This window comes from Lacticaseibacillus zeae DSM 20178 = KCTC 3804 (assembly GCF_000260435.1).
GTDB classification, from domain to species: Bacteria; Bacillota; Bacilli; order Lactobacillales; family Lactobacillaceae; genus Lacticaseibacillus; species Lacticaseibacillus zeae.
On the sequence record NZ_BACQ01000064.1, the window covers coordinates 1 to 14,061 of the forward strand.

At 48.8% G+C, this 14,061-nt stretch carries 11 protein-coding genes and 2 pseudogenes; 6 read left to right on the forward strand and 7 right to left on the reverse strand.

The window, feature by feature from the left end; all coding sequences use genetic code 11:
- Positions 1 to 945, forward strand: a 945-nt coding sequence (locus GSO_RS16060; RefSeq protein WP_010492949.1) for an ATP-binding cassette domain-containing protein, incomplete at its 5' end; no start/stop codon positions are given.
- 120 nt (positions 946 to 1,065) lie between these two features.
- Here GSO_RS16060 and GSO_RS13100 read toward each other — a convergent pair.
- Entirely contained in the window at positions 1,066 to 2,877 is a 1,812-nt protein-coding gene (locus tag GSO_RS13100; RefSeq protein WP_010492951.1) for an ABC transporter ATP-binding protein, read from the reverse strand.
- Positions 2,870 to 4,577 (reverse strand): annotated as a pseudogene (locus tag GSO_RS16065) (ABC transporter ATP-binding protein). The gene GSO_RS13100 and the pseudogene GSO_RS16065 overlap by 8 nt, the downstream one beginning before the upstream one ends.
- A 646-nt stretch (positions 4,578 to 5,223) precedes the next feature.
- On the opposite strand from GSO_RS16065, the gene GSO_RS13110 reads away from it, so the two are divergent.
- The 3 genes from GSO_RS13110 to GSO_RS13120 all read left to right on the forward strand — a co-directional run bounded on the left by GSO_RS13110 (position 5,224) and on the right by GSO_RS13120 (position 6,741).
- A complete protein-coding gene (locus GSO_RS13110; protein WP_010492953.1) occupies positions 5,224 to 5,895 on the forward strand; it encodes a Fic family protein in 672 nt (223 codons plus the stop codon).
- A gap of 234 nt (positions 5,896 to 6,129) precedes the next feature.
- The gene (locus GSO_RS13115) at positions 6,130 to 6,249 is read left to right on the forward strand and encodes a putative holin-like toxin (protein ID WP_010492955.1); all 120 of its coding nucleotides are present in this window, start codon (positions 6,130 to 6,132) and stop codon (positions 6,247 to 6,249) included.
- A 207-nt stretch (positions 6,250 to 6,456) separates the two neighbouring features.
- The gene (locus GSO_RS13120) at positions 6,457 to 6,741 is read left to right on the forward strand and encodes a hypothetical protein (RefSeq protein WP_010492956.1); all 285 of its coding nucleotides are present in this window, start codon (positions 6,457 to 6,459) and stop codon (positions 6,739 to 6,741) included.
- Between the two features lie 81 nt (positions 6,742 to 6,822).
- On the opposite strand, the gene GSO_RS13125 is transcribed toward GSO_RS13120, so the two are convergent.
- From GSO_RS13125 to GSO_RS16070, 5 genes are all read right to left on the reverse strand, one after another.
- Entirely contained in the window at positions 6,823 to 7,431 is a 609-nt protein-coding gene (locus GSO_RS13125; RefSeq protein WP_010492957.1) for a short chain dehydrogenase, read from the reverse strand.
- Complete coding sequence (locus tag GSO_RS13130; protein WP_010492958.1) at positions 7,428 to 8,390, reverse strand: zinc-binding dehydrogenase; 963 nt, start codon at positions 8,388 to 8,390, stop codon at positions 7,428 to 7,430. The genes GSO_RS13125 and GSO_RS13130 overlap by 4 nt, the downstream gene beginning before the upstream one ends.
- A 12-nt stretch (positions 8,391 to 8,402) precedes the next feature.
- Entirely contained in the window at positions 8,403 to 9,080 is a 678-nt protein-coding gene (locus tag GSO_RS13135) for an SAP domain-containing protein (RefSeq protein WP_225358867.1), read from the reverse strand.
- The gene (locus tag GSO_RS13140) at positions 9,046 to 9,549 is read right to left on the reverse strand and encodes an isochorismatase family protein (RefSeq protein WP_010492960.1); all 504 of its coding nucleotides are present in this window, start codon (positions 9,547 to 9,549) and stop codon (positions 9,046 to 9,048) included. Before GSO_RS13140 ends, GSO_RS13135 begins: the two co-directional genes overlap by 35 nt.
- Before the next feature lie 250 nt (positions 9,550 to 9,799).
- Positions 9,800 to 11,284: a peptide ABC transporter substrate-binding protein gene (locus GSO_RS16070; RefSeq protein WP_010492961.1), complete on the reverse strand. Its 1,485-nt coding sequence runs from the start codon at positions 11,282 to 11,284 to the stop codon at positions 9,800 to 9,802.
- Positions 11,285 to 11,471: 187 nt separating this feature from the next.
- On the opposite strand from GSO_RS16070, the gene GSO_RS13150 reads away from it, so the two are divergent.
- Together GSO_RS13150 and GSO_RS18525 are read left to right on the forward strand one after the other, a co-directional pair.
- On the forward strand, positions 11,472 to 12,536 hold the full coding sequence (locus GSO_RS13150) for a mandelate racemase/muconate lactonizing enzyme family protein (RefSeq protein WP_010492963.1): 1,065 nt from the start codon (positions 11,472 to 11,474) through the stop codon (positions 12,534 to 12,536).
- Between the two features lie 639 nt (positions 12,537 to 13,175).
- Positions 13,176 to 13,940: pseudogene (locus GSO_RS18525) on the forward strand (CocE/NonD family hydrolase); the annotation flags it as partial.
- Positions 13,941 to 14,061 lie beyond the last annotated feature (121 nt).

Genomic DNA, 14,061 nt, shown 5'->3' on the forward strand with positions numbered 1-14,061 from the left:
GAGCCAAAAAAGTACGCCGCAGTCAAGGTGGCTTATACGAAAACCAATGCGCGCGTTTCGAATTTGATCGCAGCGTTGAGTATTTTCTGTCAAGTGATGGTCGATATCATGACCAGCATACTTGCGATTCTTGGCGCCATTCCGCTTGGGGCGATTAGTTCAACCGGCAGTATTGCCGCCAGCATTTTTAACTCACTGTCGAGCCTAAGCAATGACACCGTGCAAATTAAGGCGACTTATCCCTTATTTGACAAGGTTAGCGCGGGTGTTTCAAAGAAATTGCCATCTGCGGAAAAAACGCCAGCACCTGTTTTTCACTATGCTCTGAGGGTTGTTGATCTTAGCTACACGATTGGCGGGAAAAAGATTTTCAGTCATTTGAATCTCACGTTTGCTCGCGGTGGCAAGTATGCGATTATTGGCCGCAGTGGGGTGGGCAAAAGTACCTTGCTGAAAATTCTGGACGGACAGATTACCAATTATACAGGCCATGTTTATATCGATAACAAGGACTTACGAACCATGAGCATGGCGGAGTTAACCAAGGTTTCACAGTACGTTGACCAAAACGTTTATTTATTTAATGATTCAGTGGCAAACAATACATCACTGTGGGAAAGCCAGTTGCGGTCTAAGCATCGCCTACAAGAAGCTTTTTCAAAGGCAAAAGTCGATTTTGTTAAATTCCCGGACCAAATCATTCAGGAAAATGGTCAGAATTTATCAGGCGGTCAGAAGCAACGCCTGGCTTTGGCAAGATTCTTCTATGCACCAAAACCCATTGCCTTTGTTGATGAAGGGACGTCGGCGTTAGATGCTAAAACGGCTAGACTTGTCACTGAGGAGTTCTTGAAGGATCCTGATATGACGCTGATTGAAGTGAGTCACCATCTCGATCATGAGCTAAGAGGTGCGTATGATCAAGTCATTGATTTAGGCGCATAGGAGTGGATACTGAGGGGCTTTTATATTTTAGGACGCAGTAAGCAAACTAAAAGGAGGCTAAGGAAATCCTCAGTCCTCCCAAGATCGAAAAGTCATTTTGAATGGAATGAAACTAACTTCTCACCGCTTCAACTTATCCATATCCGCCAGCGGACTGTTGTATAGTTTCGCGTAAAAGCCACCAGCTGCCAGTAACTGCTCATGTGTGCCAGATTCAATGAGCCGGCCTTGGTCGATGACGAGGATTTTGCTGGCGTGGCGAATGGTGGAGAGGCGGTGGGCGATGACGAAGCTGGTGCGCTGCTGCATGAGGCGGTTCATGGCGCGCTGGACGTCGGTTTCGGTGTTGGAGTCGATGGAGGCGGTGGCTTCATCGAGAACGAGCACCGGCGCTTGGGCGACAAAGGCGCGGGCGATGCTGAGGAGTTGGCGCTGGCCTTGTGACAGGCGGCTGGCGTTTTCGCTGAGCATGGTGTTGTAGCCGTCCGGCAGTTGGCGAATAAACGTGTCGGCGTTGGCTGCCTGAGCAGCGGTTTCGACTTCGGCGTCGGTGGCTTCAGGACGACCCATCCGAATGTTTTCGCGAATAGTGGCGGTGAAAAGAAAAGATTCCTGCTGCACAACGGTCACCAGGCGGCGCAGGCTCGCGCGGGTGAGGTCGGTGACGTTGTGGCCGTCGAGGGTGATGCTGCCGCTGGTGAGTGGATAGAGATTTGTAAGCAGGTTCATGATTGTAGTTTTGCCAGCCCCTGTTGGCCCAACGATGGCGACCACTTCGCCTTGATGCGCAGTGAAACTGATGTCGTGAAGGACTTCGGTTTTACCGTCATAGGCAAACGAAACGTGATCGAACTGCACATTGCCGGCTGTATGGGTCAGCGTCAGTGCTTTTGGTACATCTTTTTCCGGCTCGGCGTCCACGACCTGGAAGACCCGTTCAGCGGAGGCCAGTGACAGTTGCAGGGTGTTGATCAGGTTGAGGATGTTGTTGATGGGACCGGTGAAATTGCGCAGATAAATGAGAAAAGTGAAGATGACGCCGACTGTGATGCTTGTGCCACCGTGCAGAATTGCGAGTGCGCCGGCAAATGTGATCAGCAGGTAGGCAAAGTTATTGGTCATGTTGTTGAACGGGCCGATGACGCCGGAGAAAAGCTGCGCCCGATACGCCGCGGCCGTATAGCGAGCGTTGGTTTCATTGAAGCGATCGAGCGTGTCTTGCTGGTGATCGAAAAGTTGCACCAGCTGCTTGCCGGCAACATTTTCTTCGATTTGCGTGTTGAGACTGCCGAGCGCTTCTTGTTGCACGGTAAACGCCCGCTGGGTAATCCGCGCGGCTGCCCGCGAATAAAAGAACGTCGCAACCGATGCCAAGACGACAATCCCCGTCAACAACGGACTCAGCAGCAGCATCGCAATGCCCATTCCGATGACGCTGATAATCCCGGTGTACAGCTGCACAAACGTCTGCATCAGCGCTGTGTTGATATTATCGACATCGTTGGTCAGTCGGCTCATAATATCGCCATTGTCATGGGTGTCAAAATACCGCATCGGCAGGCGTTGCATTTTAGCAAACAAATCATGACGAATAGCAGCACTGGTGCGCTGTGCGACTTTGGTGGTGATGCTGGTCTGAAAATACGTGAAAACACTGCTCAGAAAAGACATGCCTGCCAACAAACCGCTGACGATCAACAGTTCGCGTAGTCGGCCTTTGGTGATAAATTGGTCGACCACAATGCCGTTGACACGGTTACCGATGATGGTGGCTAAGGTTGTGAAGAGGGTTAAGCCAAAAACAATGAGCAATTTACTGCGATCCGCACTGAGGTAGCCCCAAATCCTGCGCACGGTTTGTTTCCAGTTCACTAAGGTTACTTTTTCCGGATGCAGGTTGCGTGGGCCGCGCCGTCCACCGATATTAATCAAGGTACTCACCACCTAACTGGGTTTGAACAAGTTGCGCGTAAAATGGCGAACTTTTGACGAGCTCATCGTGGGTGCCGCGGGCAGTGATGCGCCCGTTTTGCATGACGATGATCTGGTCACAGTCCATGATGTTCGGCACCCGTTGGGAAATGATAATAGTCGAGCGATTGCGGCGATTTTTGACTAGCGCGTCTTGAATGGCGGTGTTGGTTTCCTGATCGACCGCACTGGTGGCGTCGTCCATGACCAGAATATCCGGTTCGGGGATGATCGCGCGGGCCAGATTCAGGCGCTGGCGTTGGCCGCCGGAAAAATTCTTGCGGCTTCTTCGACTGGTGCGGTGTAATCCGTTCCGATGAATTCCGTGGCACTGGCGATGGCGACACCTGATGCAAGTTGCGCAGGTGTGGCTTGCGGGGCGCCATAATCCAGATTGCGTTCAACGGTTCCGGAAAAAAGCAACGAATTTTGCAAGGCAACGGTGATCTTTTTGTGCAATGAGGCCAAGCTGATTTTCTGAATATCGGTGCCGCCGATGGTGATGCTGCCTTGATAGTGCTCGTAAAGCCGCGTCAACAAGGCGATGAGCGTGGTTTTGCCGGAGCCGGTCGAGCCGATAATGCCAAGCCACTGACCGCTGGGAACAGTGAGGTTGATGTCATCGAGAATCGGCCGACTTTTGGAAAAGCCAAAGGTGACATGGTTAAATGCAATGATGCTGTCATTCGGGGCAGCCAGCGACCCAGTGGCCTCGGTCCCGGCTTCTTCGGCCAAAACGGCACTGACCCGCGCACTGGAGGTAACCGCCCGCGAGAAGGTGGTTATGAGGTTGACGGTGTTGGTCATGGCGGTGGTGATTTGAATCATGTAGTTCACAAATGCCATGATTTCGCCGGTTGTCATACTGCCACTGATTGCAAGATTGCCACCGTACGCCAAGGCGGCGACCACGGCGAGGTTCAAAACCAGCATAATCAGCGGCGCCAAGGTAACCGTCGCGAGTACGGCGCGCTGGCTGATCTGCTGCAGGTTATGATTTTCGGTGTTGAACTGAGTGCGTTGGTGGTCTTCCAAAACATAGGCCTTGATCGTTTTGGCCCCAGTCAGATTTTCACTCATGCTGCGGTTCATCACGTCCACTTGCCCTTGCATCGCGGTATAAAGCGGCAAGGAGCGGCGGACGACAACGTAGATATAAATCGCCAGAATCGGCAAGGCGATCAGGACAATCCATGAAAGTCGCGGTGACACGATCATAGACATAACAATCCCGCCGAACAATAACATCGGCGAGCGGATCAAGCCACGGGTGAGCATGCTGACCATGGTTTGCATCTGCGTCACGTCGTTGGTAATTCGGGTGATTAAGGTTTCCGGTTTCAGCGCTTGCGGATCGCGATCGCTAACGCAATGGCCAGCATGTGGCTGCGCAGATTCTGCCCCATTTTCAGTGCCGCGTAAGATGAAAAGGCATTACAAATAGCGCCGAGCGCAAACGCCGCTACGGCAATAACTGCCATGAGGATCGCAGTTTGCCAGACATAGGTCATATCCTTGCGCGCCAAGCCGACATCCACGATCCTGGCCATCAAAGTCGGCTGCTGCAGATCCAGCAAGGCTTCACCCATAATGGCGATCGGCGCCAGAAAAAAGCTAACCCGCGCCCAGCCATGCATGTGGTCAAACAAGATTTTCAGCATGTCAATTGCCTCCGTTTTACTTATGAAGCCATTCTACGGCGGGAATGGAAAAGTCGCATGTGATTGGCTTGTTAAGTGGGTTGATGAGGGGGATGGGGGTTTGTGGATAAGTGTCGGATGTGTTTTTGGGCAGTATTGGGAAAGATCATGTTGAACGACTTGGAATCAATTAAGGACCCTAAGATTTCAAATGATCCGAAATCTTAGGGTTCTTAATTCATATGCTCAGCGGCATAGTTGCAAATATCAGCTCGTCCAGCGTTTTGATGAAACTGTGTGATGCAGTTTGCGAGTTGAAGCAAGCGCTCGGGAAATTCCGAGGAAAGTAGGCAGACTAAAAGCCGCGTTAACTTTGACGAGGAACCGCGGCTTTTAGTTGCGACATAGTCACCGTGCTTTTGACGGTTCTGCTGTTTTACGAGGGGCGTCTTGTTTGTGCAGGGCGCTCTTTACTTAGATGATATTGTAACTGGTTTGAATTCATAACTGCAACACATTTGCGTTCATACTGGTTAATCGTCAAAGAAAAACTTTCTGGCATGATATACTTAGCGAATAAGACAAATTGGTCTGATATAGTTAACGACTGCATGCAAGTGGTTTTTGCACAAGCAACCAAGTTACGTAAAAAAGGGGGGAGCAGTCAATGTTCGAAGATAAATATCACTTGACTCCTAGAGATGAAAAGTTGCTGTTTGAAAAGAACTTGGTGTCAATGATTTATCTTGCCGGAAAGTACGAAAACCTCAGTACGACTTTGTTACAAACCAAAGCAATCGTGGAAAATCTGACTGTTGACGGCGTGAAGCCAGAGGATGTTCAGACAGTGCTTAATTTAAAAGCCGCCTATCAATTTGTCATGCGCTTACACAATGTGGCAGAAATTGATACTGAAACAATCAAACAGGTTAATTTAATCGTTCAAGGCGCTGGCGAACCAGATGCTGGTCAAATCAGGACAAAATCAGTGGTCGTTGGCTTAACCAATGAGGACTATGTGCCACCGATTCCGGTCGAAAGTAATGTTGTTCAAACTGTCAACGCCATTTTACATTCGGAAACAAGCGCGACGGACAAAGCCATCACGTTAATGCTGACACTTTCACGATTACAGGTTTTTACCGATGGCAATAAGCGGACTGCTATCGTTGTCGCCAACGCGTTGATGTATCAAGCAAATGTCGGATTACTGGCGGTGCCGGAAAAGAAGATGCATTGGTATCTATCACAGTTGGCTAAATATTATAAGACCGGCCGCATTCAAGTCATCAAGCAATGGCTGTATGATCACGCGGTATTCGGTATAAACGAGTCTTGAACGGACTTGGACTTTAAATGACAATGCAGTATGCCAATTCTGATTGTTGCATAGAAACTTGTTCGCTTGACGGTAAATAAAAAACGCTTGTAACCTTTGCGGCTCTAGCGTTTGGCGTTCAAGTATGGTATAAAAATATAGCAGAGAAGTTTAATGACGGTTGGCAAATCCAATTACAAGGGAAGTGGTCGCCTATGGGGGATACACAAGCTCTGAGTGAAAGGAGAGGCCTGTTTGTCTGATGTAGATGCGATCAGCCTCATGCTAACGTTTGGCAGCTTTGTGCTGCTGCTCATTGGCACGGTGGTTGCCATCGTTGTTGCTATCATCGGCAATCAAAAAGACCGTCACTAGATTTCTGACAGGAAGTCTGACGGTCTTCTTTTGATTGTCAACCCAATGCCAGCCGTCTTAATCGGCCCTGCAGCAGAGAGAGCATCAGGTGGAACTGGTGCTCTCTTTGTATTTGTATTGTAACATGGAGGAGTTTCGGCTAGCAACACTAACTAATGGGATATAACATTTGAAGATCATATTGACACTCAAACGGAGGTAGGAAAGTTGAAACATAAAACGCTTAAGGTCATCACTGGCATTTTTTCAACCGGATTACTGTTTTTAATTCTCGTCTTTTTGACATATCGAGTTCATCGTAATGGCAGCCGTATCGGAACATTGCAATCATATCTGGCACTAATGGTCATCATGGGGGTGACGATAATACTGATGATGGTAGCAGACCGCACTTATTTGCTTATCACCGGACGTCATTTGATCAAGTCTTTCGTAGAACTGCGAGATGCCATTGACGAATTGAAGGAAGCGCTCAGAAGACTCCGGGAATAGTAGATAAAATAAAAATGTGCAGGCTTCGGCAAGCGTTTGCCTCTTTTAGTTGTTCCTTGAACTTGAGCCCTCTAAAAATTGTTACCGATAAATCCGATATTCCTGTCCAGTTTGTTTCCCCTGGACACTTTTCAAATAACCTGTCGCTGCAAGCTTTGCCGGGATAGGGATAAAACCAGCATACGAATCCTTGAGTTGTTCGTAAGATTCTTCTACAATCGTCGGGCTCACGCAATTGATCCGTAAGCCGCGCTTCAGATCGATCGCGGCTGACTTGACGAATGCCGCTATGCCACCGTTGGCCATCGCGCCTGATGCACCACCTGCAATCGGATCGTCCTTGGTTACGCCAGTGGTTAAGGTGATGCTTCCATTGTCATTGAGATGATGTTGGCCGATCAATGCAAGATTGATTTGACCGAGAAGTTTGCTAGTCACCGCAACCATATTATCTGCCGGTGTCATCGTGTCCAATGACATAACCTTGACCGCGCCCGCCACATTGACGATTGCATCAATGCTGCCAATCTTGGTAAACATAGCCTCAATACTTGCCAGATCGGCAATATCGACTCTTACATCGCCTTGATGCCGACTAGCAGTGATGACGTCATACCCATACTTTCGCAATAATTGCGCTACTTGTGACCCGATTGTCCCGTACGCACCAATCACAACGACTTTCTTCATGAAAACGACCCGCTTTCTAATAAAATTTTGCCCGTGCTTTTGCCTGATTCAAGCAATTCATGGGCTTTTCGGCCATCAGCTAACGGTAAAATAGTTGGCGGCTGCACCTTAATTGCGCCGTTTAAGACATAGCGAAATAATCTGGTGCTACGGGTCTGGCGGGCTTCAAAGCTTGTGAGATAATCCCATAAGTCACCAGTAAGCAGACTTTTTGATTGATTCAATAACTTAACAGCGTCAATTTTGGGTGGGAGCCCGCCTGCCATGCCGTAAAAAACAACGCTGCCACGATGCCCGACCAAGTCAAAACTTAGCGGAAGCGTAACGCCAACCCCGTCGAACACCGTGTCAAAATGGCCGCGTTCATGTTCAGCCCAATCTGAGTGTCGAAGGAAAACCCTTGATGCGCCTAACTTCAAGGCAATCTCTCTTTTCGCCAAAGTAGAGGTCACACCTGCTACTTGGACGCCATCGGCAATCAACATTTGGGCCAACAATTGGCCGACACCACCGCTAATACCATGGATCAATACCCGATCACCAACATGATTCCGGGCCAAGTCGTGCGCCAAAAAGTCGGCGGTCAAGCCTTGCAATCCGATGCTTGCTGCGGTTTTATCATCAATCGCTGAAGGAACACGAATGGCGTGATCGCGCGGAACGCGGACCAAAGAGGCGTTCGCGAATGGGACGTCAACGAATAAAACCCGCTCGCCCAGTGTAAAAGTCGTGACGTCGGATCCAATGGCAACAATCTGACCGAGGCCTTCATATCCATCGATAAATGGTGTGTGTGGTTCAAGGTGATAGGTTCCACGCCGCCGATAAATATCAGCAAAGTTTAAGCCAATATAGTGGGTTTGAACCAAAAGATCCTCTGATCCAATTTGCGGGTCTGGCAGCGTTCCATATTGCAATACATTCGCGTCACCAAACGTTTTGAAGAACAATGCTTTCATTCGAGTTTAGCCTCACAATCCATGGTGTTCGAACGCCACTAGGTCTTGGTGATGAGCTATCAACAACTTTGGACTATAGCGTTTTGGCTTAGCGCTGCGCTTCACAATCTGCCATAACACGGCTGCCACTTTCAAACGTTGTTGATACTGCTTTGTTGCTGGGTCCTTGAAAAAGTCATGGACAAAATGGTTCCATTCATAGCTTTGCTCGTCCGTCGTTCTAGCTAGAAAAGCATCACGACTGGATTTGGATTGTGTGTTTTTATAAACCTCAATCAAATCAGCTACAGTTAAGCCCAAAGAAGGATTAGAACGAGCTTGACGCCTAAGTATGGCCATTGTTTTGGTGAAGTGAAAATGCTGAACATTAAAATAAGCATCAAAAAATTGACGGGCAGTTTCAGTGAACGCAAAAGCTGTTAAAGGCGTTTCGAGTGTGAGTTTAGTAGTGACGTGTTGTTGCCGAGGGGACGATTCTGTCTTGCACTCTGACTGACCTGTCATGGACGCCAGCAATCGTGCGCACAGCTCAGCCTTGGTGCCATGAGTCGGCAAATGGCGTTGCCGGCATATATCAACCAATTCGGTTTTGTAGTGATAGTGTTGGAAGAAAGTCTTCGCATCATCCAAGTCTTTTTGCCTTTCCATTAACCAATCATTGTGCTGACAATACCCGTCCAAAGCTGCCATCCCAAATGTGTTCATGATGTTTTAACATTTGCGCAGCGCTCAGGGTCAGCGTATCAAAGGTCGTGTGTAAACCATGTACAATCTGCATCTGATACCCGTAATCGTGGCCGACACGGAATGCCGTATCGATACAGTATTCTGTCTGCAGGCCGCAAACCTCGATAGTCTGCACACCCGCGTGTTTTAGTAAGACGTCTAATCCGGTTTCAAAAAAGACGTCAGAATGATACTTACCCAAGACGCGATCACCAGACTGTCGTGCCAGAGTCGGTGCAAACTGCCAAGAAGAGCTGCCATAAACTAGATCCTCATCGCAATCCTGAACGAACAACAGTGCACGTTGAGCTGACCGATATTGATCAATGCGCCGATTAATATCTTTTACCACATCATCAAACCGAGCCGCCTGATTTAAACCATTTTGAACATCGATCACAAGCAAGATATCAGCTAAATCGGATCTATTCATAAGCATTACCTCCGTACAGTCTTGTGACCAGTGTACGACTCGCAATAGACGGGAACAAGTTAAGTTGCCGAGGACGCTTATAACTGCCAATCATTTACTGATTCGTTGCCCCAATATACTGAAACAGACTATTCGGTGTGTATTCAACGCCCTTAACTGATGGTTTTGTCAGGTGGACAGTACCCCATTGGTAAAGCGGAATGATTCCCTGTTCTTTAGTAATCAGCCGGTTAGCTTTGAGCAAATCGTTCTAGCGTGCTTGTGGCTTGGTAGCGTCTTTGCCCGCAGCATTGGCCATGTATTGATCATACTGTTGGCTGCTCCAGCTGCCAGAAAAATTGCTGACAGAACTGGTGTAACGGGTTAGAAAGTTTTCAGCATCCGGATAATCAGGACCCCATATGCTGGCCATCATACCGTATTGATGCGCCGTGCCCATCTGCAGCCAACTTTTCTGCGGCACGGTTTTAATCGTCATTTTGACTTTGATACCGGTTGTTGACAGATTTTGAAAAGTGCCTTGCAGATATTCAGCCGTTTCTTTTGCTGCAGGCGTGTCATTTGCTAGGAATGTAAAGTTAAGTGTTTTTTGCCCGACTTCAGCCATGCCTTGTTTGAAAAGTTTGCGCGCTTTTTTGAGGTTGTAGGTGGTGTATTGAGCGTATCCGCCTTTAAGCGATTCCTTGGCAAAGTCAGCGCCGGTTTTGGCATTGTAAAAGAGATTAGTGGTTACAGCACTGGTTGCTGGCGTTGAACCGTCGCCTAAAACTTTGTTAATAAAAGCTTTTCGGTTGATTGCCATCGATAATGCTTGGCGAACTTTGGTATTACCAAAAGCGGGCACTGCTTGACTATTCATTCTAAGATAGGTTTCCCATGGTTGCTTGATAACATGGTAACCGCTCTGACCTTTGGCGGCCTCAGCCGTTTGCCCTGTCACTGAGACATCGTCCAACTTACCGCTCTTGTATAGATTCATCGCCGTCGAATTTTCTTTGACCGCTTGATAGGTGATTTTCTTTAAATGTACGTTTTTGGCGTTCCAGTAATTGGGATTCTTAACCTCGACCCATGAATCATCGGTACCTTTCCAATTTTTCAGAATAAAAGGACCATTAAAGGTAAGCTGGGCGGAAGTCTTGGCAAAGTTTTTGCCGTATTTTTCGACAGCTTTCTTTTCAACTGGGTCAAAAGTCTGCAAACAGGTCATACTTTTAAAATATGGAATCGGTTGATCAAGTGAGACGACGAATGTGTATTTATCCGGTGCCTTGACGCCCAGTTGTGAGGCAGCCATTTTACCTGCTGTGATGGCATCAGCGTTCTTAATGCCACTCATGATAAAAGCGTAAGGGGACTTCGTAGCTGGATCGACAACCCGTTGCCAAGCAAAGACGAAATCAGCCGCCGTGACGTCGGTACCGTCTGACCACTTACTGCCATGGCGCAGGTGAAACGTGTAGGTTTTTTGGTCAGCTGACACGTCAGTTTTGACTGCCAGGTCAGACGTTAATTTGTTTCCCTTATAGCGATAGAGTCCCGCCATTGTGTCCGTTAATGTTTGGCCTGAAACGGCATCAGTGAACTGTGCGGGATCCATGGTCGCGATAATGTCGGATGTCATCGTCTTATATGTATTGTTACCACTGGTTTTTGAAGATGATTGCTGGCCGCATCCTGCCAGTAACAGCGTGATCGAGAAAGCTGATGCAATTTTTGCGAGCCGTTTCAACATGTAATCCCCCCTTTTTCTAATTAAATATAAATTCAATGATGAAACTATAACGCTTGCTTAATTGTGTCGCAAACTCAATAACTATAAGAACACTGTTGAAAAAAGCGGTTCCTTGTCAGGGAAAAGAACAGGTTGACGCTTATATTTGGACGAGTAAAATGAAAAGAAAATGAGAGAAGGCGTTAAGGTGCAAATTAAGAAGATTCAAGTATTTCGCCGCCCGATTACTTTGCATGAGCCGTTCAAAGTTGCTTTTACAACACTCTATAAACTTGAGACACTGATTATCAAAATCACCACCGACACTGGCTTGATCGGCTATGGGGAAACGAACCCACTTGAGCAGGTGACTGGCGAGAGCATTGATACGGAAGAGGTTGCCCTCAAGACCTTGTCCCAGGCGTTAAATGGGAGTGATCCGCGCAGCTTAGAAGCCATTCATGCCAAAATGGATGCCTGTTTTGCTGGCCACACTGCGGCAAAAGCAGGAATTGATATGGCTTGCTGGGATCTGCTTGGAAAAGATGCCGGGTTGCCGGTTTATCAGTTGCTGGGTGGGACTGGGAACGTTTTGACCAGTGATTATACCATCGGGATTAATTCGCCGGAAAAAATGGCGCAAGAAGCGAAACAGCTGGTCGATCAAGGATACAGAGAACTCAAGGTAAAAGTCGGCATTCAAGACGCTGATGATCTTGCGGCTGTGCAAGCGATTCGCAAGGCGGTTGGCCCAACGGTAGATTTGCGCTTGGATGCCAACCAAGGATGGACGCCTAAACAGGCTATTCGGATGATGCGGGCCATTGGCGGTGCTGCTTCGGCGGTTGAACAGCCGTTACCTGCGAACCGCTTGGATCAGATGCCGGCAGTGTGTCAGCAAGTTGATCAATTGGTGATGTTAGATGAAAGCGTCCATAATGCCAGCGATGCCTTTGCGGCGGTGCGGTCAAGCGCGTGCGATATCATTAATATCAAATTGCAGAAGTCGTCTGGTTTGTCTGGCGCTGAGCAGATTAACGCGGTGGCTGAGGCGGCTGGGATTCCGTGCATGGTGGGCTGTATGGCGGAAACGCGCATCGGCATTGCTGCGGCAGCGCATTTTGTTGCTGCCCACCAAAATGTTCAGTACGCTGACTTGGATTCGTTTCTGCTATTTGATGAACCAGCGTGGTTACGCGGTGGATTTACGGCGGATGCAGGGAAGTATAAGCTAAGCGACAAACCGGGATTAGGCATCGAATGCGATCTGTAGAAGCTGTTTGAGTTGTTGACAGTGGTCACCATAACGCGTTCACCGGCGCAGAAACCTGCATGTAAGCGGCCTCGGTCGCAATGGCCAGACGCGGGCCATTGCGCGCAAGGCCGCTTACACTCCGGTTTCTAAGCGCGCCGGTTCACGCTCACGCTAGGCTAGGAGGTTTTTATGACAACTTTTAAATTTTATCAATCAGGTTTGCATTTTGGCACGTTTGAATTGGCTGATCACAACACCATTACATATTCGTGGTTGGGTAGTCGGGAGAAAACGTTGACCGATGACGATAATGCTATTTTTAAGGCATATGGCGAGCTTGATATTCAAGCAACGTTAAAGCGCTGGCAAGGTGGCAGTTACACGGACTTTTCAAAGGCGGATTATTTTAAAACTGCTTGGGGCGCGACGTATCAACGAGCCGATGAACATCATTGGATGAATCGGGGGCCAAAGTATGCGGTTGACTTGATTGAGGCTGATGACAGGATTGTCGGGTTTCAGGTTTGTGCGCGCAATCTGACGAGTGTGCTGATCCAACCGGGATACGAACGCTATAGTGTTTTGGCTAAGTGGCAGGAGGCCGAGTATACCACAACACCAGGTCGGGCACATCAACCGTTCACGGTCTGGGCGCCCATGCGAGATGGCGTCGGGTTGGCAGCAACGGTGATTTTACCTGCTGGATCCGGACCTTTTCCAACTGTGATGGAACGAACGCCTTATGGTCGCGAGGTTTATGTGGCTAGTTACATGCGTTATGTTTTGCGGGGCTATGCGGGGGTATTACAGGATGTGCGCGGCCGTGGTGATTCGGAAGGTGAATGGTTGCCAATGATCCACGAACAGGATGATGGCGATGACACGCTGAATTGGATTGCTGCCCAGCCGTGGAGTAACGGCAAGGTAGGGATGTCTGGCGGATCTTACGGCGGGTACGTTCAGTGGGCTGCGGCTGCCAGTAGAAATCCGCATCTTCAGGCCATTGTTTCGATGGTCACGGCAGGCGGACCGTTCACCGATACCTACTATCGCCGAGGCGCCCCGTTTATGGCACAGGTGGCATGGTCGATTGCGACGGACGGCCGCCACTTTAATTCGGCGTTAACCGATCGCGATGATTGGGATCAACTCATGAAGGTTCGACCGATCGAAAAGATTCCCGAGATTGTTCTGGGACATCCCCAATATGGCATGACCCAATTTATGCGCCATAATCATTATGATAGTTTTCTCAACCGAGGGGACTGGTTCGCCAGACGCGACAAAATTAAAGTGCCGGCACTCATTCAAAGTGGTTGGTATGACGATGATGGCATCGGCTCGACGGAAGCCATTGCGGCGACGGCCGACTATCCGTCTGACAAACGCCGGATCATTCTTGGCCCGTGGCTGCATGGCGGCAATGCCCAGTATGATTTAGGACCGGTTCATTTGGGCGCCGAAGCACTGCGGCCGGATATTGATCTGATTATCAGCAATGGTTTGATCATTTTCTTAAGGGCGTTGAAAATGGCGTCGCTGC